The organism is Bradyrhizobium arachidis, assembly GCF_024758505.1.
Taxonomy (GTDB): Bacteria; Pseudomonadota; Alphaproteobacteria; order Rhizobiales; family Xanthobacteraceae; genus Bradyrhizobium; species Bradyrhizobium manausense_C.
On sequence record NZ_CP077970.1, the window covers coordinates 8,444,406 to 8,471,271 of the forward strand.

Genomic DNA, 26,866 nt, shown 5'->3' on the forward strand with positions numbered 1-26,866 from the left:
CGTGGCAGGCGACCGTCGTCACCCCGATCCCCTGGTCCCAACCTGTCGGGGTGACGGCGGGTATCTTTAGGCGTTGACGCGCTCGATCTCTTTCTGAACCTCAAGCCAATTTTGATATTCCGTCCTCCGAATACTCGGAAAGGCGCAGGGTTCGCGTGTTCGAGCGAGATTGATACGGTTCAAATGACCAGATGCGCGCATCTCTCGGACCGATTTGTCATGCTGATCGAGCCGGCGTGATCTCAACGCCTTTTCAACGGCTACGAGATCACCCTCAGCGGCTCTCTTGATGAGTTTGTACCAACGTTGTTCGACAGCGAAACCCTTGCCGCTATCATAGGCCTGCTGGTATCCGACCATCGCGCAGTCGGTATCGTCTTGCATGAAATATCGAATTCTGGGCCTGGTCATAGGTCCTCCTCGCCATTTTGGGGGACGGGACCACATCCTCGCAGTGGCACGAGGCAGTTCAACACCAGTCGTCTGGAGTTTGGCCGCTGAAAGCATCTCAGCAAGTCGATTTGGAGTCAAGGAGACCCGGCTTAGCCTTTTAGAAATGCAATCAATCCAAAAACAAGCCCCGCAAAGAAGGCCAACGCGGAGACAACCGCCAGCCAGTTGGCCGCTACCATCGCTGCAGAGGACGTTGTCTTGTTTGTATTGGCCAACTCGGGAGATTTGTCGCGAATTGCGTGGAGCATCTCGTCATAGGAGAAGATTGAAAGTTGTATCAATGCAAACGCGATCGCAAAGGTCATGACGCCGAGAAAGAAACATACGCCGCCAAGTTTGATGAGAGGCAACATCGGCGGGCTTTTCGAGAAGCTGCTCAAGGCGACACCAGCCGCGACCACTCCCGCGCCGTTTCCCGCCCCGAGAACCTTAAGGGCTTCAGCCCACTTGTTCGCTAAATCAAATATTCCAAGTGGCTCAGTTTGCTTTTTGGACCACTCATCTGGCTCGGTCATCTATGAGAACTCATACGCCGGTTGCAGAGGTTTGGACCGGCTGGACCTTAGTCTCGATGTTGAGAATAGCGGCAGACCTTCCTTGACGACCTGTTTTATTCCAGTCGCCACCGTACGCAACGAGCTTGGTGCCGAAGACCACTATGCCAATCAATGGAAAACCGACATTGGTGCTCCCGAGTTCTATACCTGAGGAAAGCTGCATTACTCCAACGCGCCCCGTGGTGGTGCCGAAATAAAACGAGTCATTGTCGCGGGCAGATACACAGCAGTAAGTCGCGTCATTTGACGCTGTAATCATACGAGAGAACGCACCACCCGTGAGATTGACGTGACTGATGTGCCCCTCGCCGCAAACGACCAGCGTTTCCCTATTGACCACGTCCATGCTTGTAACCTCGTTAGGGACCTGCACCGTACGAAGCGTTCGCATGCTCTGATCGAGGAAGATTAGTTCTCTCTGGCTGGCTGCGATTACTTCACCGCCGTTGACGATCATGCATTGCAAACGGCGACCGATCTGCTCGTACGACTCATCGCTCATTTGCGAAAGTCGATCTTCAGCCAAAGTCCATCGTCGAACAATTCCGTCACGAGCACCGGAGACAATCGTTCCGCGCGATCCCTTCGTTCCCCATGGCGGCGACACTATTGAGATAATGCGCTCGCGCACGTGACTTCGATATCTCTCGTCCCGCCCATCCTCGCCTATCGAGACGACCAAACCGTCGTCTGTGCCGAGGGCCAAGACCTTCTCTCCAAATTCGTTCTCAAAGGTCTTCGCGGCGAACACGGCGCGGTCGTTGACTCGAAAACGCGGCTTGATCGTTCCAGTTCGAGGATCGGCGACCCAAGCACTACCATTCTTTCCGATCAGCAGAACGATGCTACCTTGCGGCGCCGCAGACAAAATAGGCTCGCCGTTATGATAGGTTTGCAGCTTGAGCTGCACGACAATCTCGACTTTTCGATCCAGATCGAGAAATGCCGTGTTGAGAAAGTCCGCAACGAGACGCGAAAAACGAGTCCCTTGATCCGCCAGTTTGCTCAAGTCACCGACCAGGCTTGCGGCCTTTTCATAGCTTGATTGGATTTTCTGCACCAACTGACGAAGCTCACCGACGACTCTATCAGCACTGTCGCTAAGCATCTTGAAGACGCCCTGATAGATGACCTTTTGTTCCGCCGAGAGCTTTATCGCGAAGACGCTCGCGCTAAGCCGTTGAACGGACAGTTTAACGCTCTTGAGCACTTCGAAGTTTGGATTAGAGCGATTGATCTTTAGGAGATTGAGATCGAGATGGCGCAATGAGCTATGCGCCTGCGTGATGACCTCGCCGGCGCTCTTGCTCATCGCATCAAGGGTCTGCGGCACGGCCGAACTGGCAATATGAGGGGTACGATGCAAGGCGACAATGTGGGCCTGCGCAGCCTCAAGCTCTTCCCTCTTAAGTTCTCGGAACGCGCGCTCCAGATCAGCGTATAGCCTGTCTCCGGCACCGAGTATCTGATCGACGGAATGAGCGGCATCCTCGTCAATGTCACGAAGCTTGTTTCGGAGATCGTAAAGGCCGTCGCGAATGATGAGGATGCGTTCGAGGTCTTCGGGCTGCCACTCCTCCGCGTCAAGCGCGAGAGAGTCGCAAAGGGCATCGAGACTGGTGCGGTCGATATAGTCGTTGAGCGGAATGTTCGTGCCGCCATTAGCAAGCGCCGACAGCGCTTCCGCGTCTTCCCGCACTCGGCCTAGCAGTTCCGCGCGACGATCCATTTGCACCAGCCCAAGCAGCCAATAGCGGGAAGGGAATCAGTTGATCGGTTGGACTCAACCTTACGGGAAAACGATCTTGGCTAAGAGATAGTTCGCGCTTTGTTCGGAGGCAATGAAATGCGCGTTGTTCCTGTGGATGGTCAAAACGATCCGTCGTTCCAGTTGATACCTAAATTCGGTACCTAAACAGATCGAACAAATCGCGACCAATGCTAAATAGTTGATTTTGTTGGTACAGTTGGGTGGGCTCGAACCACCGACCTCCTGTTCCACAGACAGGCGCTCTAACCAACTGAGCTACAACTGCATCCTGGCGAGCCGCCGATGGCGGCCTGAAAAGGCCGGTGCCATGGGGGGCTGAACGGGGCGGAAACTAGGTGCAACGGCCCTGTTTGGCAAGGCCGCAAAGCACCTGTTTCAGACGCGAAAACACGAACTTCAGAAGAAAAACCCGGGCCTTGCGGCCCGGGTTTGTGGATTTTTGTATTAACGCGTTTTCTTGACGCGAACCGGTACCCACTTCGCTCGAAAACGCTTCTCAATCGAAACGGACCAATCGATCAGGCGGCGGGCTTGGAGAATTTGGCCGCGCTGGCCTTGATCGGCTCGGCGGTCTGGGTCGCAACCCGCTGGCTGATCTCGAGGAGCTCCTTGGCCTGGGCCTGGAGCGTCTCGAACTGTTTCTTGCTGTGGGAGGTCCACAGCTCCAGCGCCTCGGCCGGCGACTTGAGGCCGATCAACTCCTGGGCGAAGTCCAGGTGCGCGGAGGTGTTGGCCTTCGCGAATTCCATCAGCTTGGCGGTGTACTCGCTGATGCCCTTGTTGGCGGTGGTGAACACCGCCTCGATAGTGCCGTTCTGGCTCTCGGCCGCATCCTTGAACTTGGCGTAGCTCTCGCGCGCCTGCGAAACGCCCTTTTCGGCGAACGCACGCATCTGCTCCGGCACCTCGAACGGAATGATCGAGGCGGAGAATGGATCTGTCGCACCTGTCATGGCAGTTGTCCCTGGTTTTGTTGAAGATCGAGTGAGCCGTCTGGCGCGCCCGCCGGCCGGGCTGGCGGGAACGTTGAACTGAAACGCAAAAACGAGATGGCTCGCTCGCGCTCCGCATTAGACACGCATATCATGTCAACATTGTGCATTGCAATGCAATCTGAGGTGCAGTGCCGCATTGCTGTCCCGCGAAAGGCGAAGTTCCTGGGGTGGGGAACTGGGGGTTGAAGCGGGCTTCGAGCCGCGAAGGGCACTCCCACCGTCATGCCCGGGCTTAGCCGTCCGAAGGACGGCGTCGCTTCCGCTCGCCTATGTCCCGGGCATCCACGAACTTTCTCGCGGCACGAAGAACGTGGATGGCCGGGACGTCTAGCGCGAAGACGCGCTTCGCGCTTCTGCCCGGCCATGACGAAGGGATGGGTCTCAGGCCTCAGTGCTTGACCTTGGTCGCGTCCATCGCGGCGCGGCCGACGGCCTGGCCGATCTCGCTCGCCTGCTCGCCGAGCGCGCGCATCTGGGCCTGCACATAGGCGCTGTGCAGCCGCATCACCTCGGACACGTCCTTGGCGTGCACCAGAGACTCCGCGTAGTCGAGCGAGGCCTGCACGTTGGTCTCGGCATTGCGAAACGCCCTGGCGCCGAGATCCTTGGCGCCGGCGCGCATGGCCTCGCCGCGCTCCTCCATCGAACCGGCCGCCGCCTGGGCCGTGCTGAGCCATTTTTCGAAGGCTTCGCGCGCCTGTTTGAAGCCGGATTCCGCCATGGATCGCATCTCCTGGGGAATCTCGAAACGATCATGTGCCTGTTGGGTCATGCTGTCACTCCTGTTGCATTTGCGGCGCGAGGCCGTCTTCGCTGATCAGCACCGTCAGGCTAGCGAGTGAAGGCTTAGCCGGTGTGACGGGGCAATGCCGCCAACCCCGTATTTTTCCGCAGTCCCCATGCACAGTCGCAACGCGGGAGCGGCTTGCGGGTTCATCCGAATTAAGGTTATCGCGGCTTATGGCCGCCGGCGGCGTGGACCTGTTCCCACGTGCGGGCGATACTAACCCTTTCTTAAGGCTGTCATTCGGCAGCCGGAACCCCAGACGTCGCGAGACACTGAGAGCAAGCCCGGTTGGATGAGTAGTTCGGATTTCCAGTTGCGCAGTGTGAGCGATCCGCGGCTGGCCGTGCATGCGACCTCCCCCTTGCCGGCATGGCTGTGGTCGCTCGACGGCACGCGCGTGCTGTGGGCCAATCCGGTCGGCGCAAAACTGTTTGGCGCTGATAACAGCAGCCAGCTCGCCACCAAAAAATTCGGACCCGCCGATCCGCATCGTCGCCAGGTCGCACGCCTCGCGCGCGAGCTGCGGGCGGGCGCCGCGGTGCGCATGGAGCGGCTGCGCGGTTTTGGCGCCTCGCTCGGCGTGCTCATGACCTGCGCCTGCCTGCGGCTGCAATTTTCCGACGGCAGCCAGGGCGTGCTGGTCACGGCCATGGATGCGCCGGCACGATCCATGCCGCTCAACGAACGCCTGCAACGGCTGGTCGAAGGCGCTGTTACGCCGATGGCGGCGTTCGCGACCGACGGATTGTTCATCGGCGCCAGCGAGGCCGCGCGTCCCTTGCGCGCCTGCCGCAATCTCGAAGAGGCCGGCCTCGAGCATGCGCGCAGCGATGCGCTGACACGGGGACGCGTCGAGATGCCCATCGGCAACGCTCATGTCGTCCTGCAACGCGTCGGCCTAGGTGCCGATATCGGACTCATCGCCATGGTCGAGCCGCAGACCGCGCCCGAGCCGCAGCCTGTCGCGCCGGAGAGCGTGACCGAGGCCGCCGAGGCGCAGCCGGCTCAACCCGTGCAGGACACGCCCGCAGCGCCTGCGGTGCCGGACTATGAGCAGCCGGCGCTGTCGAACGAGGCGCCGTCCGAATTCGCGCTGTTCGACGCCTTTGCCGAGCCGCTGGACATGTCACCGCCAGCCGAACAGGCCTTGCCGGAGCCGGCGCCGGTCGAAGCCGCAGCGCTGCAAACGCCTGTTGAAGACTCCGCTGAGGCCATTGTGCCGCCCCAAGTCGAGCCGATCACTGAGCGCATGGACGAGTCGCCACCAGCCGCGGAGCAGCCGGCGACGCCGCGCAGCCACCCCTTGCGCTTCCTGTGGCAGATGGACGCCGAAGGCCGCTTCGTGCTCGGCTCGGACGAGTTCATCCGCCTGATGGGCGCGCACAGCGCGGCCGGGTTTGGCCGTCCCTGGCCGGAGATTGCAGACGTCCTCGGGCTCGATCCCGCGGGGCGCGTCGCAAAAGCGCTCGCCACCCGCGACACTTTTGCCGGCGTCATCGTGAAATGGCCGGTCGACGGCGGCGAGCCGCTGAAGGTCGAGCTCGCGGGCCTGCCGGTCTACGACCGCGCGTGCAATTTTGCGGGCTTCAGGGGTTTTGGCGTGTGCCGCGATTTCGACGGCCTCAACAGGCTCGATGCGCTCCGGCGCTTTGAGCTGTTGAAGGAGTCGCCGGTCACGCACCGTCCCGCCGACATCATGGAGCCGGCCGAGATCGTGGAGCCCACCGACATCGCAGAGGGCGATGTCGTGCCACAGCCTCCGCCAGCCGAGTCCGACATTCCCGAAGCCGTCGCTCAACTGCCCGAACAACCCGTCGAAGCCGAACTATCAGAACAAACAGTCCAAGCGAATTCACAACAAACCGATTTGGATCAAGCCGTGGAAACGCCTCCCAATGTCGTGCCGTTCCGCCCATTAGGCGAAACCAAGGCGCCGGCGCTCACCCCCGTCGAGAACAGCGCCTTCAACGAGCTCGCCCGGCAATTGTCCGAGCGCCTGGAGCGCGAGCAGGACATCCTCCTCGCACCGACCGAACCGCAGCAGGTGGCGCAGGCCGCCGCCGAGCCGCCCGCCCCACACACGCCCGAGCCGCCGCAGGCGTTGGCGGAATGGCTGACCGAGCCAAAACCTGCGCCGCGCGGCGACAGCGCGCGCGACCGCACGCTGCTCGACCTGTTGCCGTCAGGCATCTTGATCTACCGCCTCGACCGTCTGCTCTACGCCAACCCCGCTTTCCTCGCGCGCATGGGTTTTGCGAGCCTGCACGCGCTGGAAGACGCCGGCGGGCTCGATGCGCTCTATGTCGCGCCCGGCGTCTCGTCCGCGAGCAGCACGTCGGAGGCCGGCACGCCGGTGACGGTTTCGGCCAGCCAGGAAACTGATGATGCGCCGGCCGATGGCGCCACCGAGGCGCATCTGCACACCATTTTCTGGGACGGTGAATCCGCGCATGCGCTGATCTGCGGCCTGCCCCAGGCAGCACCTGCTGAAGCCGAGATCGCGCCGGCGGACGAGATCGAAGAGGTCGAAGAGACTGAGCCTGACCACGAAGCCGAAGCCGGCCAGGCCAATGCGGAGGATCTCGCCGCGATCCTCGACACCACCGCCGAAGGCATCATCATGTTCGATGCCGAGGGCAACATCCACGCCTGCAACCGCAGCGCGGAGGCGCTGTTCGGCTATAACGGCGAGCAACTCTTGCAGCAGAACCTCACCACGCTGTTCGCGCCGGAAAGCCAGCGCGTGGTCGCCGACTATCTCGACAGCCTCAAAGGCCACGACATCGCGAGCCTGCTCGACTATGGCCGCGAGGTGCTGGGCCGCGAGAGCAAGGGCGGGCTCATTCCGCTCGCCATGATCATGGGCCGCACCCGGCCTGATGGTCCCAACTTCTTCGCCGTGTTCCGCGATCTCTCCCAGACCAAGAAGGACGAGAGCGAGATGCGCGAGGCGCAGCTTCTCACCGACCGCGCCGCCAACGCCAAGGCCGACATGCTGGCGCGCATCAGCCACGAGATTCGCACGCCGCTCAACGCCATCATCGGCTTTGCCGAAGTGATGATCTCCGAACGCTTCGGCGCGCTCGGCAACGAACGCTACGGCGAATACATGAAGGACATCCGCGCCTCCGGCGAGCGCGTGATCTCCATCATCGACGATTTGCTGGAGCTGACGCGGATCGAGACCGGCAAGCTCGATCTCTCCTTTGCCAATCTCAACCTCAACGATCTCGTCGAGGCCTGTGTCACGGTGATGCAGCCGCAGGCCAACCGCGAGCGCATCATCATCCGCACCTCGCTCGCCCATGCGCTGCCATCAGTGACGGCGGACGCCCGCGCGATGCGGCAGATCGCCATGAACCTGATCGGCAACTCGATCCGGCTCGCCAGCGCCGGCGGCCAGGTCATCGTCTCGACCGCGCTGACCGATCGCGGCGAGGTCGCCTTGCGCATCCGCGACACCGGCCATGGCCTCAGCGAGCGGGAGTTGGCCGCCGCAATGGAGCCGTTCCGCACCCCGCCGCCGTCGGACGCCGCAGACAATTCGGCGCTCAGCCTGTCGCTGACCAAGGCGCTGGTCGAAGCCAACCGCGCAAAATTCCACATCAAGAGCGCGGCGAATTCCGGCACGCTGATCGAAGTGGTGTTTTCGCAGGCGCTGGCAAGGGCGTGAGAGATCTCTCGCCCCGCAAGCTGCTCTTCCCTTCTCCCTTGTGGGAGCCCGATCAATCGAAAAAACATAACTATATTGCCTGCGCGGTGATGCCCGTGCCGTCGCCGAGCGATGCGCGCGGTCCCGCCCTCGGCTGGGGATAGGGGCTGAGTGCCAAGGGCGGGTGTCCACCGCGCCGGTTGTGGGAGGGACGGTGCGGCGAGTGTGATCCTCGCGGCTGCCATGGGCCACTGGTCCATGGGCCATTGCCCGTTCGGACAGTGCACCGCCATGCCGTCGCACTGTCGCTGCCTGCCGTCGTCGTGCGCGTGCTGATGGCGCTTGCCGTCCCTTGATGCGCACGGCGTGACCCGATGCGAGCGCTGGCGATGACCGGCGAAGGATGATCCCCGAGGAGGTGTCTTAGGTTCTGTGGAGGTCAGAGAAAGACGCGGGGGCCGGCCCGAGCGCACCTGTTGAGAATATATTTTGCGAGAAAATCCGTGGTGGCGGTTGCAGGGGAGTAGCGCAGAGAAATGACGCGAATGAGCCATGTGTGGACATCTGATTGGGTCGCAGCACGATGGGCCGATAGATTGATCTATCGCAAGACTGTATCCGAAACGCGCGGCCACTTAACGTTCCGAAGGCGGCGATACGTCCAAACAGTCGGGAGGTGAAGCATGTACCGGCATATTCTCATTCCGACAGACGGATCAAAGCTAGCGGAGCGTGGGGTGGTGCATGGGTTGGCGTTGGCGAAATTCGTTGGAGCCAAGGTCTCTGCAATCTACGTTGTGGAACCGCTTCTTGCAGTGACAGGCGACTTTGCGAGCGTATTGGATCGTGTGGCAAATGCGGCCAAAGAGGCTGGTGTTTCCTGCGGGACAATTCAGGTGGAGAACGTGCTACCCCATGAAGCCATCGTCGCAGCAGCCAAGGACAAAGGCTGCGATCTTATCGTTATGTCATCGCATGGGCATAGCGGACTGTCCGCAATCGTGCTTGGCAGTGTGACAAACAAGGTGCTGGCGCACACGAAAACCCCCGTACTGGTTTGTCAGTGAAGGTGAAGACCGCTCGATGGTCAAATAATCGCGCCGGGAGATGGAGATAATGTCCCGTGAGGGTCTTGGCTTTTGTGAATCCGCGGCGGCGCTCAAATTGCGATCGCGGTGCGCGAAGACGATGACTTTATCATCGGCTTCGAGCACCAGGCCAACGGGTCGCGCCGCTCAGTACGGATAGTACCCGCCGCCCGGGCAAACCCAGTTGCCATAGGCATCATAACCGCAGCCGCCGCGGTAGTAGGCCCCCGCCGCAGCGGCGCCGACCGCAGCCGCGCCCACTGCCGCCGCACCGACACCGTAGGGGCGATAGGCGTAGGCGCCCCGATAGCCATAGCGCCCGCCGCGCACAGCGACAGCACCGCCCCGGTATCCCCGGGCGGCGACCGCGCCGCCGCGGTAGCCTCGAGCTGCAACAGCGCCGCCGTGGAAGCCTCCAGCGCGCACGCCGCCGCCGCGGCCGCCGCGGGCGAACGCGTCATCGGGAGTGAAGGTAACCAGCAGCATGGCTGCGGCTGCCGAAGCGATGAGAATTCGATGCAACATCAGCGTTCTCCTTCTTCGAGAGAGGAAAGCCGCGGACACCCGCACATCACACCGAGCCGCGGGGTCCGTCCGAAGCCTCGCGCGCGGGAGCTTCGCGCTCTTGACCTAGATCAAACGCCTGACCTATTTCAAACGCCCGTTCATCTACGTGAACGACTAAATGTGTCCGATATTTCTCGTTCTCGACCTTGTCGAGCCAGCGGGAGGTCTGGGCATGGTCCGCTATGCCTCTAAAGCGGAAGCGAGTTCACTGCCTTGGGCTAATAGCCATGGCGGTGCAAAGGAAAATCGAAAAACGAAAACTGCAAATATACCGAAGTGGCGCGGTCGCGCTTACCCGGCATCCGCCACGGGCCCCAAAGTAACTTGAGCCCGATTGCGGGGGGGGCGTCATTTTTTCCGTCCCCGCCAGTTCGCGCGTATCGCGTCAGCGTTTGGGAGACGCAAAGGACGAACATGACGAATTCAATCCGGGCCCGTCGCGGGGGCAAAGGGCGTGGACGCCGCGTTGCCTAGTCGTCGCGCGGCGTAGGCTCCGGACCGAGCACCTCGAGCCGCTCGGCAATCCTGACCAGTTCAGCCACCGATTGCACCTGCATCTTTTCCATGATCACGCGTCGATGCTCCTTGATCGTTCGTTCGGTGCAGCCAAGTTCGCGCGCGGCATGCTTGTTTGTCTTGCCCCGTACAATGACCTCAAAGACCTGTCGCTGGCGCGGGGTCAGGATCGCTAGTCGGGCCCGAAGCGCCTCCAATTCGCCTCTTAGCGCGCGCTCTTTCTCGTGCCGCGCAATCGCCACTTTGATTGCTCTCAGCAGCTGATCCTCGCTTACAGGCTTGATAAGGAAGTTGTCTGCCCCCGCCTTGATCGCCTTCACTGTGATGCTGATGTCCGTATAGCCCGTCAGAAACACGATGGGCATCGTCCAGCCGAGTTCGGTCAAACGGCTTTGAAGCTCTGGGCCGCTCAATCCGGGCATCCGAACGTCCAGAAGAATACAACCCACGGCATTTTCATCTGGCCGCTGGTCCAGCAGTTGCTCAGCCGATGCACAAGTGACGACCCGGTACCCGGTCTTATCTAAAGTGAGTTGGATGGCTTTTCGGAACGACGCGTTGTCATCCACGACATAGACGATGTCGGGCAAATCTTTCTCCCAGACGAAAAGTAGCTGTGCTTGCTCTTCTTGTTGTTCGTGCAGCGCCTTCTCGCCCGGCAACATTGACCAGTCGCGTCGCTCTTGCAGCCAACTATCGATTTCGGATTGCCGAAGGGCAATTAAATTCAACGCGGCGGGCAGCATCGAAAGCGGAGGTGTGACCATAGCGACACAACAGTCGACCAAATGGCACGACGCCATCGATGAATTCGATCCGAACCGTGGACGGGGCAAAAAGGCGTCGCCGTCTGCCAGGCCTACGGCTTCCTGACGACCGCGCCGAACGCGGTGGTCGAGCGATCCATCCGAAGGCCATGCCCGTGATCCTGACCACCGACGAGGAGCGCGAGGTCTGGATGCGTGCGCCGTGGGACGAGGCCAAGGCGCTGCAAAGACCGCTGCCTGACGATGCACTCAGGCCGGGGCGTTCGGCGCTCCTACGCTGGCACTCCGGTCTCGCGGCGAATGGCCTTACGAGAGCTTGATGCCGCGAGTGAGGAGAACAGGCGGTCGCATGTCGCTCGAATTCACCGATGGCTCGCGATCCAAGCACACGCGCGGATGTGCGCGCTGGCGGTTCTTCCCCGCCTTCTATCGCGATGTCGGCAGGCGACCGTCATGGCGGCATCTTTTCGTCCGCGACGATCCGAGCGGCGCGTTCGAGCCGGGCAATGCCAGATGGCAAATTGCGGCGCGTATCGATGGGCGCGACCGACGACCCGGTCCCGGATGCGGAACGGCATGATCCAGATCAATGCCGCCGCTCGACTGCCGCCCAAGGAATTCGCGCAGTAAGTTGCTCAACCCGTTTCCGGCTGGACGCTTCGCAGTTGGGTCGCCGCGCTGGTGTGTGTGGTGGACCACCGCGACCCCCACGCCGCCGCCGCTTGCTGTTCGGTGATCCGGAGCATGTCACCAATGAAACGCTGTCTCGCTGCTTTCGCAATCGCCGCCAGCCTCTTCGCACCAGTGGCGCACGCCAACGATGCCTTGGAAGCCATGGTGCGGACCTACGTTCCGGTCGTCTCCCTCGCCAAAGTATGTGACATCCGGATCAATGACGCCACCTTGGGTGAGCACCGCGCCATGCTCGAAGCGGTGAAATCCGACCCGAACGCCGACAAACTCGCCTACCGCGTCCATTACGAAACGCAGACGGCCTACATCAAGGCCCGCGACGGAGGTCAACGGGTCGCCTTCTGCAGGGACTTCATCGCAGCCAACAGCCAATACGCCAAGGCGCGCTTCACCGCCGTGGTCGAGGACCACATGAGCGACGTCAGCACTAGTGTGCAGAAAGCGATTGCCCACAACGTCTGCGGTGCGCCCCCCGTCAAGCTGTCCAAGGCCGACTGGAAACCATACGCGCTCATCAAAAAGATGCTTCAGAACGAGCAAAAGTTTGCCAAGGAAAACGCCGAGACGAACGGCTGGAACGTCACCGAGGAAACGACAGCGGTCACGGAACAGTTCTGCGCGGCGGTAAATACCCGATGAGCATCACTGCCACCAATTGTCTGAGCCCCACCGATGCATCTCTGCGCGGCCCCGGTGGTCCGGCGAAGGGATGTTCAGCGTTGTACTTCATGCTGCGGCGTTGTCTTCCTTGTCGGCCCCGCGCATGAGTGGGTGCACTGAGCAAGCGGAGAGATTTAGCGTGCGACGGCTGCGGGACGAACCGTTGCGAGCGCGCGGAACCGCAGGCCGAGCAGCAGCGGGCCGAAGGCGATCGCGAAGCCGAGATAGGCCACGACCCAGGCAAAGGCTGCGACATGCAGCAGCGCGTCGCCATGCCAGGGCGCGACCGCCGCACAGACCCGCGTCAGCGCCGCAACAATGATCGCGGCATAGATCGCATGCGTCGCGGGCGAGGCCGTCAGCGCCTGCCCGGTATGGCCGAGGCTCGCACGCGTCATCACCGCGAGCGTCATGATGCCGGCGGCGCCCGCCATCCAGGCATGGATTCCCGCGCTCGGCGGCAGCACGCCGAAGGCGGCCAGCGCATGCAGCAGGAAGCCGAGGGGCACGAAGACATAGCCGATATGCAGGATCAGCAGCAGCCGCTCGCGTGCCGTGCGATCGCCGGCCCAGCGCGCGAGACGCACGAGATGGAAGAGGCCCGCGAGCGCCATCGCGACGCCGGTGGCCACGCTCAGCGGGCTTATGACCCAGGCTAGCAGCGTCAGCGCGCTCAAGGCGATGACGATGCCGTCGAAGCGGCCGAACGGCACCGGCAGGCGGCCGGGATTCTGCTTCACCAGCCAGTTGCGGGTGAAGCTCGGGATGATGCGGCCGCCGATCAGCGACAGCAGCAGCACGACCACTGATATGCCGAGGCGGATGCTGTAATCGGCGCTGCCTGCACGATGCGCTTCGAGATGGAAGGCGACGTTACCGGCCAGCAGCACCGTGACCATCAGCACGACAGGCAGATTGCGCCAGTTCTTGCCCGCCACGATCTCGCGCGCCGCGGCCGCGACGACCAGCGCAAGGAATGCCGCGTCGACGATCAGCGCAAACAGCCAGCCGGTCTCGGCAGACAGCGTCACCGCGATGCGCCCCGCAAGCCAGACGATCACCAGCCCCGCCAACGGCGTGCCCTGGATCGGCAGCCGGCCGGTCCAGTTCGGGATCGCCGTGAACAGGAACCCGGTGATGACCGCCGGCAGGAAGCCGTAGAGCATCTCGTGGACGTGCCAGTCGCGCGGCGCAAACGCCGAGGTCAGCGATATCTCGCCATAGAAGGCCGGCAGCCAGACCAGGATCGAAAGGGCAGCCTGGATCGCCGCCAGCAGGAAGAATGGCCTAAAACTGTGGGCCAGCAGCGGCCAGCCTTGATAGGTGCGGGGACGGCTGGCCATGGCGATACTCCGTGAATTCGGCTCTTTTTGACATCGGTTCTCAAGAGCAAAAATACCGCCGTCCGGCCGGCATGTTTTGCGCTATCGCAAATTACTGGACGATCGAAGGTGCCATGACACAGTCCGAACTGGAGGCACCATGGCCAAGGTCGACACGTCGCTGGTTGCGCATTTGCCGCTGTTCGCGGGGTTCAAGCCGGAGGAACTCGACGAGATCCTGCGCGAGGCCCGCTCGGCGCGCTTTCCGAAGAACAGCCATGTCTTCGAGCAGGGCGAGGACGCGCATTCCTTCTTCCTGCTGCTGCACGGCCATGTCCGCGCCGCCAAGACCACGCCGACCGGCGAACAGATCGTGGTGCGCTATGTCGCGACGGGCGAGACCTTTGGGCTCGCGATGGCGATCGGGCTGACGCAATACCCGGCCACCGCGACCGCGGTCGACGACAGCGTCGTGCTGGCCTGGCCGACCGGTACCTGGCCGCGGCTGGTGCAGAAATTCCCGGCGCTCGCCACCAACACGTTGCAGACCGTCGGCACACGCCTCCAGGAAACCCACACCCGCGTGCTCGAGATGTCGACCCAGCAGGTCGAGCAGCGCGTCGCGCATGCGCTGCTGCGGCTCGCAAAGCAGTCCGGTAAGAAGCTCGACCACGGCATCGAGATCGACTTCCCGATCAGCCGCCAGGACATCGCGCAGATGACCGGCACCACGCTGCACACCGTGAGCCGCATCTTGAGCGGCTGGGAGCAGCTCGGTCTGATCGAAGGCGGCCGCCAGCGCATCATTTTGCGCGAGCCGCACAAGATCTTTGTGCTGGCAGAGCAGAGCGCGGGCGGCGGGCCGGGGTAACGCATAGACATTTCCGTCATGCCCGGGCATAGCCGTCCGAAGGACGGCTATGCCCGACCATGACGAGTTCGTGGCAGACGACGTCACACCGCCCGACTATGCAGTTGCTTCGCCGTGTCGAGATGCGCGTCGAACGCGGCGGCGACGCTGCGCAGGAGGAAGCGGGAATCCCTGGCGACCGCGAGCTGGTCGCCCGAGAGCTCGACCACGCCGTCCGAGATCAGGTTTTTCAGCCGCGGCGCCGACTTCAACATTGCATCTGATGCCGTGCCGTGGCGGGCGCAGACCGCGCCGAGATCGACGCCGAAATCACACATGATGCGCTCGATGATGTCGGCGCGCAGCCGGTCGTCGTCGGTGAGCGCATAGCCCTTGACGGTCGCGAGGCTGCCGGCACCGATCGTCTGCGAATAAACGTCGGTCCGCACGTCGTTCTGGACGTAGCCCTGCGGCAGGTGCCCGATCGCGCTCGCCCCAAAGCCGATCAGGACTTCGCTGGCATCGGTCGTGTAGCCCTGGAAATTGCGCCGCAGCCTGTGCTCTCTGAAGGCGGCCGCCATCGGATCGTCGGGCAGCGCAAAATGATCGAGCCCGATCTGGATATAGCCGGCTTCCTTCAGCGCATTGGCGATCGCGCAGGACTGGTCGTGACGCGCAAGAGTATCGGGCAGGCGGGCCTCGTCGATCTTGCGCTGGTGCTTCTTGAAGCTCGGGACATGCGCATAGCCGAACACCGAGAAGCGATCGGGACGAAGCTCCAGGCAGCGCTTCACCGTGTCGATGCAGGAGGCGACGGTCTGGAACGGCAGCCCGTAGATCAGGTCGAAATTGACGCCCTCGATGCCGGCCCGCCGCAAATCCTCGGTGACCTTTTTGGTCTGCGCAAAGCTCTGCACGCGGTTGATCGCGACCTGCACGGCGGGATCGAAGCTCTGCACGCCGAGGCTGGCGCGATTGATGCCGGCGAGCGCCAGCGCATCGGTCATCTCTGATGTCAGCGTACGCGGATCGATCTCGATCGCGATCTCCGCCTGCGGTAGCACGAAGAAGGCGCGACGGATCGCCGCCATCAGCTCGGTGAAGGCGTCAGGCGCCATGATCGTCGGCGTGCCGCCGCCAAAATGGATGTGCTCGACCTTGATGCGGCGGCCGATGGCCTCGGCCACGAGGCCGATCTCGCGCAGCAGCACCGCCTGATAGGCCGCGACCGGGTCCTCGCGGCGGGCGACCTGGGTGTGGCAGCCGCAGTACCAGCACATTTTTCGGCAGAACGGGACGTGCAGGTAGAGCGAGGCGCTGACATTGGTCGGTATCTCGGCCAGCCATTTGGCGTAGATGTTCGGGCTCACCGCCGGCGAGAAATGCGGTGCGGTCGGATAGCTCGTATAGCGCGGCAAACGTTCCTCGCCGTAGGCCACCGCAAGATCGGTTCTCATGTCCAGTCCTCGATATCTGCCGACCGCGCGGCCCGTCTCTGATGGTCCTCCTCTACCGCGGATGGGCGCGCGCGACCTTGCGCTCGCTCAAAGTCGGGAGCGGGACGAGCTTGCGCTCGCGCAAAGCGGCCGTGCCGGATTTCGGCCATGGTGAGGCCTGATCACGCAACCTATGCGGAGTTCGGGTCATGGGACTGCTCGCCCTCGACATCGTGCTGTGGCTCATTCGCGGTCACATTCCGCGGTTCGACGATTTTCAGCCCCTGCCGGTGGCGCCGGTATCGGCCGGCGGCCGCCTGGTGCGCGCCTTCGCCGCCATGATCACCATCTTTGCCGCCCTGTCGCTCGCGGTCTGGGTGACGGTCTGGCTCGCCATCGCCCTCTTTTAGATTCTTGTTTTTGACGCGCTTTCTTGACGCGAACCGGTTCCCACTTCGCTGGAAAACGCTCTAACCGAAAGGCACCACCATGATCACCTCCCGACGCGCACTTTCCTGCGTGGCCGCTTTGTCGTGTCTCGTGGCGCAACCCGCTTATGCCGGAGACGCCAGACTCGGCGATCTCGTCGTCACCCGCGCCTGGAGCCGCGCGACGCCGGGCGGCGCAAAAGTTGCCGGCGGCTATCTCACTATCGAGAACAAGGGCACAACGCCGGAGCGCCTCAAGGCGGCCACGACCACCCTCGCCGCAAAGACCGAGATCCACGAGATGACTGTTACGAACGGCGTCATGACCATGCGCCCCATTGAGGGAGGCCTCGTCATCGCGCCCGGCGGCTCCGTGCAGCTGATGCCGGGCGGCGGCCATCTGATGCTGGTCGGGCTCAACACACCCCTGCACCAGGGCGATCAGGTGCCGGTGACGCTGTCGTTCGAACGCGCCGGCGACGTCAAGGTCACGCTCGACGTGCAGGCCGTAGGCGCGCAAGCGCCTGAACCCACACAGCGCGCGCAAGCGCCGGAATTTCCGCCGCGCGCCGAGATCGCCAAGCCCGCGACAACAGCGGCAACGACCGAAGATGACGAAAGCTTCTTCACCCATCTTCATGCCGAACGCGCGATGGCCAATGTCACCGTTACGCCTGGCCGCGCCGGTCCGGTCGAGATCGCGATCCAGCTTGAGGATGCGAATGAGTTGCCGCTTGCCGCTGATACCGTCGCCGTCACGCTCGGCAATCCCGAGCACGGCATCGCGCCGATCACGGCACGCGCGGAGCGCGTCGGTCACGATCAATGGCGGGTGAAAATGGCGGCGCCGCTGTCGGGCCGCTGGTCGCTCGGCCTCGCGATCGGTCTTGGTGCGTCCGACACGGTTAACGTCGTGTCGCCGATCCTGCTCAGGTAACTCACCTAAGGGGTGTTGCGGAGGCAAATCCGGCGGATGTTTGTCGCAGCGCAAACCTTCTTGCCAGGATCGGCGCAAACTCATGAGCGTGATTAAAACGTTTCAGATGGATGAAGGATGCTTCCCATGTTCACCCGCAGAGCCGCACTGATCAGCGCCGCCGTGACTTCCCTCATGCTGGCCGTCCCCGCTTTCGCCGCTGACGATCTCAAGCTGCCGCGGCAGAAGGTCGAGCTGGTTGCGCCGCCCTTCGTGCATGCGCACGAGCAGGCGACCAAGCAGGGCCCGAAGATCATGGAGTTCAAGCTCACGATCGAGGAGAAGAAGGTCGTCATCGACGACAAGGGCACCACCTTCCAGGCGATGACCTTCAACGGCTCGATGCCGGGCCCGCTGATGGTCGTGCACGAGGGCGACTATGTCGAGCTGACGCTGGTCAATCCTTCGACCAACACCATGCCGCACAACATCGACTTCCACTCCGCGACCGGTGCGCTCGGCGGCGGCGAGCTGACCCTGGTCAATCCCGGCGAGCAGGTCGTGCTGCGCTGGAAGGCGACCCGCACCGGCGTGTTCGTCTATCACTGCGCACCGGGCGGTCCGATGATCCCCTGGCACGTGGTCTCCGGCATGAACGGCGCCGTGATGGTGCTGCCGCGCGACGGCCTGAACGACGGCAAGGGCCACGCGCTCAAGTACGACAAGGTCTACTACATCGGCGAGCAGGACATGTATGTGCCGCGCGACGAGAAGGGCAACTTCAAGAACTACGACTCGCCGGGCGAGGCCTATACCGACACCGAAGAGGTGATGAAGAAGCTGATCCCGACGCATGTGGTGTTCAACGGCAAGGTCGGCGCGCTGACCGGCAAGAGCGCACTGACCGCCAAGGTCGGCGAGAACGTCCTGATCGTGCACTCGCAGGCCAATCGCGACAGCCGTCCGCATCTGATCGGCGGCCATGGCGACTATGTCTGGGAGACCGGAAAATTCTCCAATGCACCGGAGACCGATCTGGAGACCTGGTTCATCCGCGGCGGTTCGGCGGGGGCTGCGCTCTACAAGTTCCTGCAGCCCGGCATCTACGCCTATGTCACGCATAATCTGATCGAGGCCGCCAATCTCGGTGCCACCGCGCACTTCAAGGTCGAAGGCAAGTGGAACGACGATCTGATGACCCAGGTGAAGGCGCCTGCCGAAGTCCCGGCCTCCAAGACCAACTGACGACGAGAGCATGATCCGGAAAAGTGTGCAGCGGTTTTCCGAAAGATCATGCTCCAGATAAGAAACTAAAGCGCGATGACTTCCTGAAGTCATCGCGCTTTAGGCCGGCTCATCACCGGCCCCTTCTTCTTTCGGGGCAATACCATGTTGATCGCATTCAAACTGAAGGTGGCACTGGCCTGTGCCGCCGGTCTCGCAGGGCCGCTCGCGGTGGGACCGCTGGTCTCCGACGTGACGCTGCGTAGCGCAACGGGCTCACCCGAGATCGTCGAGATTGCGCGCGGTAGCTTTTCATATCGCGCGGCGGGCGACTTCACCCGCGCCGGCAAGCAGGCGGAGGCGCCGCTCGTCTCGGTGCGCTTCACGCGGCCGGTTGCGATCATGCGTCATCAGGTTTCCTCCGCCGATTATCAGACTTGCGTGCAGGACGGCGCCTGCCGCGCGCTCGATCGCGACGTCGCTGTTGCCCTCGACCGGCCGGCGGTGCAGGTGAGCTGGCACGATGCAGACGCCTACGCGAACTGGCTGTCACGCAAAACCGGCGAACGCTATCGCCTGCCGAGCGACGAGGAATGGGCCTATGCGGCCGGCAGCCGATTCAAGGACGACGGCGTGCCGGTCGACGCCAACGATCCGTCGAAGCGCTCGCTCAGCAGATATGAGCGCGAATCCGATCGCGCGTTCACCGACAACAAGCCTGATCCATTCGGCAAGGGCGGCGCCAACGAGCACGGCGTGTTCGACATGGCGGGCAACGTCTGGGAGTGGACCTCGAGCTGCTTCGTGCGCTCGCGGCAGGACGAGAACGGCAACGCCGCGCGCCCAACCATCAATTGCGGTGTGCGCATCGCCGAAGGCGCACACCGCGCCTACGTCACCGACTTCATCCGCGACGCCCGCGCCGGCGGCTGCGCGCAAGGCGTCCCGCCCGCCAATCTCGGTTTTCGCCTGGTGCGCGAGCCGAAGTCGTGGGTGGCGAGCGTGTCGGGACGGCTTGGCAAGGTTTGGGCGGCGAGGTCGTAGGTTCAGTCCCGTAGCCCGGGTGAGCGAAGCGACACCCGGGAATGGAGTCCCCGCATATCGCTGCGCTCATGCGGGCTACGACACTACACTTTGTCAGTCGGCGGAAGCGGGCACCGATTGTCGGAATGCGATGTAATCATTCGCGCAGCGATCGACCGCCTCCATCTGCGGCACGTGCCCGATCTGCTCCATGAGGATCGCCCGCGCGCCCGGGATCAGTCGCTTGAAGGTCTGCAATGCGGACGGCGGCACCAGCCGGTCGGAATCTCCCCAAACCAGCAGGGTCGGCGCGGCAATGCCGGGAAGCCGCCGCTCCAGATCGTAGCCCGCAACATCATCCGCGATCGTCTTGAAGATCCGCTTGTGGAGATCATAGTTGGCCGCCGCCCGGCGCCCCAACGCCTCCCAGAGGAAATGCGGCAATCGCGGCACCTTCACCATCGCGAGCTTCATGATGCCGGGCAGGTCCGACGGCGCGCGGCAGCAAAGCACGTACTCGCCGCGCCGAAACGCTTCCATCGCAATCCCGTCCTCGAGGTCGGAGGTCCCCGCCGCGGCGATCAGCCAGAGCGTCGACACCATGTCGGGATGGGTAGCCGCAAAGCCGGCACTGATCCAGCCTCCCATGGAATGGCCGGCGAGATGCACCCGCCGCAAATCAAGAGCCTGGATGAACTGCCGCAGATTTTCCACCTGAGCCTTGATGCCGTAGTCGGCATTGTCGGGCTTGTCGCTGTCACCGAACCCCGGCAGATCCAAGAGGATCACGCGATAATTCTGCTTCAGTTTCTCGGCGACATCCAGCATCGTGCCGCGGTCGACGCCCATGCCGTGAACCAGCACGAGCGGCTCGCCGCCACCGGCCTCCCAATAGACGATGTTGAATCCGGGTATGGAAATGCGCTTGTCCGCAAATCCACCCGCCTTCAGCCGAAGCGCCAACAGCCATCCGGCCGTGAACTCCGGAAAGACATAGTTGAGACAAACGAGCCCGATCAGAACGAGCGCACCCGCGACGCCAAGATATGTCAGCCACATGATCGTTCTCCCACCGTCCCGCATTCCGCTTCGCTGCATGCGGGCTACGATACTGTCCATCTGCGCGCCGCGAACGCTCACCTTATCACCGTCACCCTGAGGTGGCCGCTTCTTCAGCGGCCCTCGAAGGGCGACGGCCCGGCTGCATCTTGGCCGTCCATCCTTCGAGGCTCCCCATGCGGCGCATCGCGCCGCATGCATCGCACCTCCAGCGACAACGGCTTCGCCGTTGCGCGGGGATGACGGTGCCAGCAGTTCACATCGTTGCTCGCCCGATCAAATCTCCCGCGCAAACATCCGAAAGCCCGGCGCGCCGATCAGTGTTTCGAAGGCTGCATCGCGCTTCTCGTCCGCCAGGACAAATCCGGCCTTGGCATAGGCGCGTTCGGCGGGCTCGTTGCCGATCAGGAAGGAGATCGTCGCGCGGCGGTAGCCGACCGATCTCCCGTCATCGAGCGCACGCGCGAGCAGCGCCTGCACCAGGCCGCGACCACCATACGCAGGATCGGTCGCGACATGCTCGATCATCCAGTCGCCCTCGCCGCCTTGAACCCAGCAATTCCGGACATAGGCACCGCGCCGGCGGATCGCCTCAAACTCTGACGCGGTCAGCCCGGTCGCTGCGCCGACCTCCTCGATCGCGGCCCACGCCGCGGGGCCGGTGCCGGAAGCGGGCACCGCACAGAGCGCGGCGGCCGGTTGTCCCTCGCATTCGGCAATCAGGAATTTTGAGTGGTGCCACATCGACACCGTCTGCGCCGTCGCAATCCGTGCGATGAAATCACGGCACTGCGCGTCCGGCCAGCCGAGCGCGATGTCGAACCAGCCGCGCGGCCGGTAGCCGCGCTGTGCTGACAGGATCGTTCTTGAGATGAAGGCGGCGTCCTCGGGACGCGCTGACCTGATCGTCATGCGCGCCCCTTGCGAACAGCCTCAGGTGTTCTTCAGCGCGACGCGGAATTCGGCTTCGGTCTTTTCCTTGACCTCGTCGAGCGTGACGCCGTCGGCGAGCTCGATCAGCGCCATGCCGCCGTCGCCATGCTTGTCGATGGTGAAGACCGCCAGATCAGTCACGACCATGTCGACCACGCGTTCGCCGGTCAGCGGCAGGTTGCACTTCTTGAGCAGCTTTGCGCCGTCCTTGGCGGAATGCTCCATGACGACGACGACGCGCTTGACTCCGGCGACGAGATCCATCGCGCCGCCCATGCCCTTCACCATCTTGCCGGGGATCATCCAGTTGGCGAGATCGCCGTTCTGGGCCACCTGCATGGCGCCGAGGATCGAGAGATCCATGTGGCCGCCGCGGATCATGCCGAAGGAATCGGCGCTGGAGAAATAGGACGTCGAAGGCAGCTCGCTGACCGTCTGCTTGCCGGCGTTGATGAGGTCGGCGTCGACCTCGTCCTCATAGGGGAACGGGCCCATGCCGAGCATGCCGTTCTCGCTCTGCAGGCTGACGTCCATGCCGTCGGGGATGTAGTTCGAGACCAGCGTCGGAATGCCGATGCCGAGGTTGACGTAAAAGCCGTCGCGCAATTCCTTTGCGGCACGCGCAGCCATTTGTTCACGGGTCCAGGCCATCGTTGTGCTCCTGTCGATTCCTTAGTGGCGCATGATCTGATCGGAAAACCGGTGTCCACTTTTCCGGATCATGCGCTCGGGCGCGGGCGGGTGTTGCGGAATTCGATGCGCTTCGTGGCGTTGCCGACCTCGACGATGCGCTTCACGAAAAGACCGGGCGTGTGGATGTGATCGGGATTGAGCTCCCCGGCCGGCACCAGATGCTCGACCTCGGCGACCGTGATTTTGGCGGCGGTCGCCATCATCGGGTTAAAGTTACGCGCGGTCTTGCGGTAGATGAGGTTGCCCGCGGTGTCGCCCTTCCAGGCGTGGACGATGGCGAGATCGGCGAACAGGCCGCGTTCCATCAAATACTTCTGGCCGTCGAACTCCTTCACTTCCTTGCCTTCGGCGATCAGCGTGCCGACGCCGGTCTTGGTGTAGAAGGCCGGGATCCCGGCGCCGCCGGCGCGGATGCGCTCGGCCAGCGTGCCCTGCGGATTGAATTCGAGTTCCAGCTCGCCGGCGAGGAATTGCTGCGCGAACAGCTTGTTCTCGCCGACATAGGACGAGATCATCTTCTTGATCTGGCGGGTTTCCAGCAGGCGGCTGAGCCCGATACCGTCGACGCCGGCATTGTTGGAGACCACCGTGAGGTTCTTCACCCCGGAATCGCGGATCGCATCCGAAAGCGCCTCGGCGATGCCGCAGAGGCCGAAACCACCGGACATGATCATCATGCCGTCTTTCAGAATGCCTGACAGAGCCGACTTCGCGTCGGGATAGACCTTGTTCATGCAGCAAACCTTGGCTGAAGGGGCGTCTTATTGGCCGGGATTATTAGGCGAAATGGTCCGAAGCCGTCAATCTACGGGCTCCACCGCCTCCGCCCCTATGGTAGAGGGTGCCCACGCCGTGGGCATAACCGCCAGGGCGGCCTTGAAAGCGACAAGAAAACCCATCAAGTTGCGGGGGTTGGGCGAGGGGCGCGCAGGTTTCCCGCAACCGCCCCTCTTGGCCACCGACAACCAAACCCGATCAGGACATGCCATTGACGATGGCCCAAGGAATGAAGCGCCTGGGGACGCCGATTGCGGCGCTGCTCGGCGTAGTGCTGATCGCCCTGATCGCGACCTCCTGGCTGATCAACCGCGACGCGCTGCGCAAGGCGGTGGAAGCCCAGATCCGCGCCGTCACCGGGCTCGAACTCACGGTGGCCGGCTCGATCGACGTGTCGGTGCTGCCGGCGAGCTATGTTTCCTTTCATGACGTAGGCCTGAAGGGCGGCGGCGGCGCCGGCGACCCCGCACTTCACGTTGACGTGCTCACCGCGAATTTGCGGCTGCTGCCGCTGCTGCTGCAGCGGTTCGAGATCGCCGACCTGATGCTGCTGCGGCCCAAGATCCACGTCGCGCTGGAGCCCAATGGCGACAGCAACTGGACGCCGTTCATCCAGACCATCGCGCGCACCATGAAGCCCGGCGCCGACAACCAGATCTCGTTCTCCGAGATCAGGATCCAGGACGGCGTGCTCAACTATGAGGACATGGCGAGCCACGCGACCGAAAAATTCGAGGACATCGATCTGTCGCTGGCATGGCCCTCGATCTCGCGCTCGTTCGCGGCGACCGGCCAGTTCGACTGGCGCGGCGAGCGCGTCGACGGCTCGATCAGCTTTGCCGATTTCGTCGCAGCCCTGTCCGGCGACCGCTCGGGACTGAAAGCGCGGATCGTCAGCGCGCCGCTCAAGCTCGCCTTCGACGGCAGCGTCGCCAACCGCACCAGCCCGATGATGGAAGGCACGCTCACGATCGACAGCCCGTCCTTGCGCAACGCGCTGCGCTGGACCGGCCAGCCGTCGCCGGCGAGCGGCGGCTTCGGCCGTTTCGCGCTGAAGGCGCGCGCCAACGTGGTGGGTGCCTCGATCGCGCTCACCAATGTCAATGTCGAGCTGGACGGCAACGTCGCCGAAGGCGTGATGACCTACGCCAATAACGGCCGACAGACCTTGCAGGCCACGCTCGCCGCCGACGCGCTCGACTTCACGCCCTACATCTCCACCTTCCGCCTGCTCGCCAGCGGCGCGCGCGACTGGAACCGGCAGCTGTTCGATCTCAACGCGCTGCTCGCCACCGATCTCGACATGCGCCTGTCGGCGGCGAAGCTGACGATCGGACCGTCGAAGCTCGGCCGCACCGCGATCGGCGCGAATTTGCGCAACGGCACGCTCGCGCTTTCGGTCGGCGAGGCGCAGGTCTATGGCGGCATCGCCAAGGGCTCGTTCAACATCGCCCGCTCCGACGCGCAGGCCGACGTCAAGGCGCAATTCCAGTTCACCGATGTCGATCTCCAGGCCTGTGCGACCGAATTGTTCGGCGTCCACAAATTGTCGGGCCGCGGCAATATCAGCGTCGCACTCGTCGCCTCCGGCTCGAGCCCGTTTGGCCTCGCAAGCTCGCTCGACGGCACCGCCACGGTGACCGGGCAGAACGGCGCGATCTCGGGCTTCAACGCCGAACAGCTCTTGAAGCGGCTGGAGCGGCGGCCGTTGTCCGGCGGCGGCAATTTCCGCAACGGCTCGACGCCCTACGACACGCTCAACATCTCCGTAAAGTTCTCCGACGGCATCGCGACCGCGCAGGACATCCGCATCGAAGGACCTTCAGCCAAGATCACGCTGACCGGCACGGCTTCCGTGCCGTCGCGCGAATACGACATGAAGGGCGTGGCGAGCCTCAACGCCACCTCCGGCTTCGAACTGCCCTTCGTCGTGCAGGGGCCGTGGGACGATCCCCTGATCTTCCCCGATCCGGAAAGCCTGATCCGCCGCTCGCCCGCCTCCGCGCCGCTGCTCGACGCGGTGAAGGATCGCAAGACCCGCGACGCCGTGCGCTCGGTGCTCGAACGTTTCACCGGCGGCAAGCAGCCCGCCAGCGATACGGCGCCGGTGCCATCAGCGGAAAACGGCAAAGAGAACGCCAAATCGAATTGATCGACACGAATTGATGCGTCGATTAAATCAATTCGCGTGGCCCACGCATGATTTACCCGCGACCTTGGTCTGACAACATGCCGCTAGATCGCTCATGCGGCATGGGCTAGTGTTTTATCCAACCGGTTAAAAGATCGGTGGATTGAGGGAGAAAAACGTGAGATCCAAGGTTATTGGCGCAGTTTCGCTGGCGGTTGCAGCAGTCGGGCTGTTCGCAGTCACTGCACCCGCATTCGCCCAGCAGAAGACGATCACGGTCTGGTGGGGCAAGGGATTTTATCGGTCCGAAGACGACGCGCTCATCGAGACGATCAAGAAGTTCGAGGCCAAGACCGGCATCAAGGTCGAATTGTCGCAGTACGCGATCCAGGACATGATTCCGAAGACGGTCGCCGCGCTCGATTCGGGCACCGTGCCGGACGTTGCCTATTCCGACAGCTACGACGTGCAGGCCCAGGGCAAGTGGGCCTATGAGGGCAAGCTCGAGGACCTCTCCGACATCATGAAGCCGATCGAAGGCCGGTTCGTGCAGAACACGCTGGATGCGTCGATCCTCTATGACGACGTCGCCAAGAAGAAGGCCTATTACGGCTTCCCGCTGAAGCAGCAGAGCATGCACGTCCAGATCTGGAACGACATGCTGGAGAAAGCCGGCTTCAAGGTGAGCGACATTCCGAACACCTGGGAAGACTACTGGACGTTCTGGTGCGACAAGGTGCAGCCGGGCATCCGCAAGGCGACCGGCCAGCGCATCTACGCCGTGGGCCAGCCGATGGGCGTGGAATCCACCGACAGCTTCCAGTCGTTCTACACCTTCATGGACGCCTATCACGTCAAGCTGGTCGACGACGACGGCAAGCTGCTGGTCGACGATCCCAAGGTTCGCGAGAACCTGATCAAGGCGATGAAGGACTACACCGACACCTATATCCGGGGTTGCTCGCCGCCCTCCTCCACGACCTGGAAGGATCCCGACAACAACGTCGCGTTCCACAACAAGACCATCGTGATGACCCACAACTTCACGATCTCGATCGCGGCGAAGTGGTTCGAGGACTCCGGCAACCAGACGCTGACGCCCGAGCAGCGCGCAGCCGGCAAGAAGGCGTATGAGGAGGACATCATCACCGCCTCCTTCCCGAAGGCGCCGGACGGCTCGACCATCCGCTACCGCTCCGACGTCAAGACGGGACTGGTCTTCAAGGTGGCCAAGAACAAGGCCGAGGCGAAGCAGTTCATCTCCTTCCTGCTCGAGGAACAGAACGTCCGCCCGTATATCGAGGGTGCGCTTGGCCGCTGGTTCCCGGTGACCAAGGAAAGCCAGGAAAGCCCGTTCTGGCAGGCCGACAAGCATCGCAAGGCGGTCTATGCGCAGTTCAAGGGCGGCACCGCCGCGTTCGACTTCACCAAGAACTGGAAGTTCACCATCCTGAACAACGAGAACGTCTGGGCCAAGGCGATGAACCGCGTGGTCAGCGAGAAGGTGCCGGTGGACAAGGCGGTCGACGAGCTGATCGCCCGCATCAAGCAGGTGGCGGGCTGATCCC

At 63.0% G+C, this 26,866-nt stretch carries 24 protein-coding genes, 1 tRNA gene and 1 pseudogene; 12 read left to right on the plus strand and 14 right to left on the minus strand.

What is annotated here, in order from left to right:
* Positions 1-66 precede the first annotated feature (66 nt).
* The 6 genes from KUF59_RS39215 to KUF59_RS39240 form a co-directional block, all read right to left on the minus strand.
* Positions 67-384, minus strand: coding sequence for a hypothetical protein (locus KUF59_RS39215; protein WP_258767957.1), 318 nt, complete (start codon positions 382-384; stop codon positions 67-69).
* A gap of 158 nt (positions 385-542) precedes the next feature.
* A complete protein-coding gene (locus KUF59_RS39220; RefSeq protein ID WP_258767958.1) occupies positions 543-968 on the minus strand; it encodes a hypothetical protein in 426 nt (141 codons plus the stop codon).
* Between the two features lie 10 nt (positions 969-978).
* Entirely contained in the window at positions 979-2,739 is a 1,761-nt protein-coding gene (locus KUF59_RS39225) for a hypothetical protein (protein WP_258767959.1), read from the minus strand.
* Positions 2,740-2,969: 230 nt separating this feature from the next.
* Positions 2,970-3,046: transfer RNA gene (locus KUF59_RS39230), tRNA-His, on the minus strand.
* Positions 3,047-3,299: 253 nt separating this feature from the next.
* The gene (locus KUF59_RS39235; protein ID WP_212458504.1) at positions 3,300-3,734 is read right to left on the minus strand and encodes a phasin; all 435 of its coding nucleotides are present in this window, start codon (positions 3,732-3,734) and stop codon (positions 3,300-3,302) included.
* A gap of 430 nt (positions 3,735-4,164) precedes the next feature.
* Positions 4,165-4,548 (minus strand): phasin family protein, encoded by a 384-nt coding sequence (locus tag KUF59_RS39240; RefSeq protein ID WP_212458503.1) that lies wholly within the window; start codon positions 4,546-4,548, stop codon positions 4,165-4,167.
* Between the two features lie 307 nt (positions 4,549-4,855).
* On the opposite strand from KUF59_RS39240, the gene KUF59_RS39245 reads away from it, so the two are divergent.
* Together KUF59_RS39245 and KUF59_RS39250 are read left to right on the plus strand one after the other, a co-directional pair.
* Positions 4,856-8,236: a PAS domain-containing sensor histidine kinase gene (locus KUF59_RS39245; RefSeq protein ID WP_258767963.1), complete on the plus strand. Its 3,381-nt coding sequence runs from the start codon at positions 4,856-4,858 to the stop codon at positions 8,234-8,236.
* 662 nt (positions 8,237-8,898) lie between these two features.
* The gene (locus tag KUF59_RS39250) at positions 8,899-9,282 is read left to right on the plus strand and encodes a universal stress protein (RefSeq protein WP_258767964.1); all 384 of its coding nucleotides are present in this window, start codon (positions 8,899-8,901) and stop codon (positions 9,280-9,282) included.
* A gap of 168 nt (positions 9,283-9,450) precedes the next feature.
* Here KUF59_RS39250 and KUF59_RS39255 read toward each other — a convergent pair whose 3' ends face one another.
* Positions 9,451-9,828 carry a hypothetical protein gene (locus KUF59_RS39255; protein ID WP_258767965.1) on the minus strand — a complete coding sequence of 126 codons (378 nt, stop codon included), beginning with the start codon at positions 9,826-9,828 and terminating at the stop codon, positions 9,451-9,453.
* Positions 9,829-10,340: 512 nt separating this feature from the next.
* The gene (locus tag KUF59_RS39260) at positions 10,341-11,153 is read right to left on the minus strand and encodes a response regulator transcription factor (protein WP_309500894.1); all 813 of its coding nucleotides are present in this window, start codon (positions 11,151-11,153) and stop codon (positions 10,341-10,343) included.
* Between the two features lie 93 nt (positions 11,154-11,246).
* On the opposite strand from KUF59_RS39260, the pseudogene KUF59_RS39265 reads away from it, so the two are divergent.
* From KUF59_RS39265 to KUF59_RS39275, 3 genes and pseudogenes are all read left to right on the plus strand, one after another.
* Positions 11,247-11,473: pseudogene (locus KUF59_RS39265) on the plus strand (hypothetical protein); the annotation flags it as partial.
* A 29-nt stretch (positions 11,474-11,502) separates the two neighbouring features.
* Positions 11,503-11,733: a hypothetical protein gene (locus KUF59_RS39270; protein WP_258767966.1), complete on the plus strand. Its 231-nt coding sequence runs from the start codon at positions 11,503-11,505 to the stop codon at positions 11,731-11,733.
* A gap of 173 nt (positions 11,734-11,906) precedes the next feature.
* Complete coding sequence (locus KUF59_RS39275; RefSeq protein ID WP_258767967.1) at positions 11,907-12,485, plus strand: hypothetical protein; 579 nt, start codon at positions 11,907-11,909, stop codon at positions 12,483-12,485.
* Positions 12,486-12,640: 155 nt separating this feature from the next.
* Here KUF59_RS39275 and KUF59_RS39280 read toward each other — a convergent pair whose 3' ends face one another.
* A complete protein-coding gene (locus tag KUF59_RS39280) occupies positions 12,641-13,849 on the minus strand; it encodes an NnrS family protein (protein ID WP_258767968.1) in 1,209 nt (402 codons plus the stop codon).
* A 139-nt stretch (positions 13,850-13,988) separates the two neighbouring features.
* On the opposite strand from KUF59_RS39280, the gene KUF59_RS39285 reads away from it, so the two are divergent.
* Positions 13,989-14,699 carry a Crp/Fnr family transcriptional regulator gene (locus KUF59_RS39285; protein WP_212456657.1) on the plus strand — a complete coding sequence of 237 codons (711 nt, stop codon included), beginning with the start codon at positions 13,989-13,991 and terminating at the stop codon, positions 14,697-14,699.
* 83 nt (positions 14,700-14,782) lie between these two features.
* Here KUF59_RS39285 and hemN read toward each other — a convergent pair whose 3' ends face one another.
* Complete coding sequence (gene hemN, locus KUF59_RS39290; protein ID WP_258767969.1) at positions 14,783-16,135, minus strand: oxygen-independent coproporphyrinogen III oxidase; 1,353 nt, start codon at positions 16,133-16,135, stop codon at positions 14,783-14,785.
* Between the two features lie 188 nt (positions 16,136-16,323).
* On the opposite strand from hemN, the gene KUF59_RS39295 reads away from it, so the two are divergent.
* The 4 genes from KUF59_RS39295 to KUF59_RS39310 all read left to right on the plus strand — a co-directional run bounded on the left by KUF59_RS39295 (position 16,324) and on the right by KUF59_RS39310 (position 19,726).
* Entirely contained in the window at positions 16,324-16,524 is a 201-nt protein-coding gene (locus KUF59_RS39295; protein WP_258767970.1) for a hypothetical protein, read from the plus strand.
* A gap of 79 nt (positions 16,525-16,603) precedes the next feature.
* On the plus strand, positions 16,604-17,479 hold the full coding sequence (locus KUF59_RS44485; protein WP_408918054.1) for a copper chaperone PCu(A)C: 876 nt from the start codon (positions 16,604-16,606) through the stop codon (positions 17,477-17,479).
* Between the two features lie 126 nt (positions 17,480-17,605).
* A complete protein-coding gene (gene nirK / locus KUF59_RS39305) occupies positions 17,606-18,703 on the plus strand; it encodes a copper-containing nitrite reductase (protein ID WP_258767971.1) in 1,098 nt (365 codons plus the stop codon).
* A 144-nt stretch (positions 18,704-18,847) separates the two neighbouring features.
* Entirely contained in the window at positions 18,848-19,726 is an 879-nt protein-coding gene (locus KUF59_RS39310; protein WP_258767972.1) for a formylglycine-generating enzyme family protein, read from the plus strand.
* 93 nt (positions 19,727-19,819) lie between these two features.
* On the opposite strand, the gene KUF59_RS39315 is transcribed toward KUF59_RS39310, so the two are convergent.
* The 4 genes from KUF59_RS39315 to KUF59_RS39330 form a co-directional block, all read right to left on the minus strand.
* Positions 19,820-20,764: an alpha/beta fold hydrolase gene (locus KUF59_RS39315; RefSeq protein ID WP_258767973.1), complete on the minus strand. Its 945-nt coding sequence runs from the start codon at positions 20,762-20,764 to the stop codon at positions 19,820-19,822.
* Between the two features lie 276 nt (positions 20,765-21,040).
* A complete protein-coding gene (locus KUF59_RS39320) occupies positions 21,041-21,676 on the minus strand; it encodes a GNAT family N-acetyltransferase (protein ID WP_212456664.1) in 636 nt (211 codons plus the stop codon).
* A gap of 21 nt (positions 21,677-21,697) precedes the next feature.
* Positions 21,698-22,348: a 3-oxoacid CoA-transferase subunit B gene (locus KUF59_RS39325; protein WP_212406232.1), complete on the minus strand. Its 651-nt coding sequence runs from the start codon at positions 22,346-22,348 to the stop codon at positions 21,698-21,700.
* A gap of 68 nt (positions 22,349-22,416) precedes the next feature.
* Entirely contained in the window at positions 22,417-23,124 is a 708-nt protein-coding gene (locus KUF59_RS39330) for a CoA transferase subunit A (protein ID WP_212456665.1), read from the minus strand.
* 260 nt (positions 23,125-23,384) lie between these two features.
* Between KUF59_RS39330 and KUF59_RS39335 the strand changes: the two genes are divergently transcribed.
* Entirely contained in the window at positions 23,385-25,319 is a 1,935-nt protein-coding gene (locus KUF59_RS39335) for an AsmA family protein (RefSeq protein ID WP_212456991.1), read from the plus strand.
* 157 nt (positions 25,320-25,476) lie between these two features.
* Entirely contained in the window at positions 25,477-26,862 is a 1,386-nt protein-coding gene (locus KUF59_RS39340) for an ABC transporter substrate-binding protein (RefSeq protein WP_212456666.1), read from the plus strand.
* Positions 26,863-26,866: the final 4 nt, after the last annotated feature.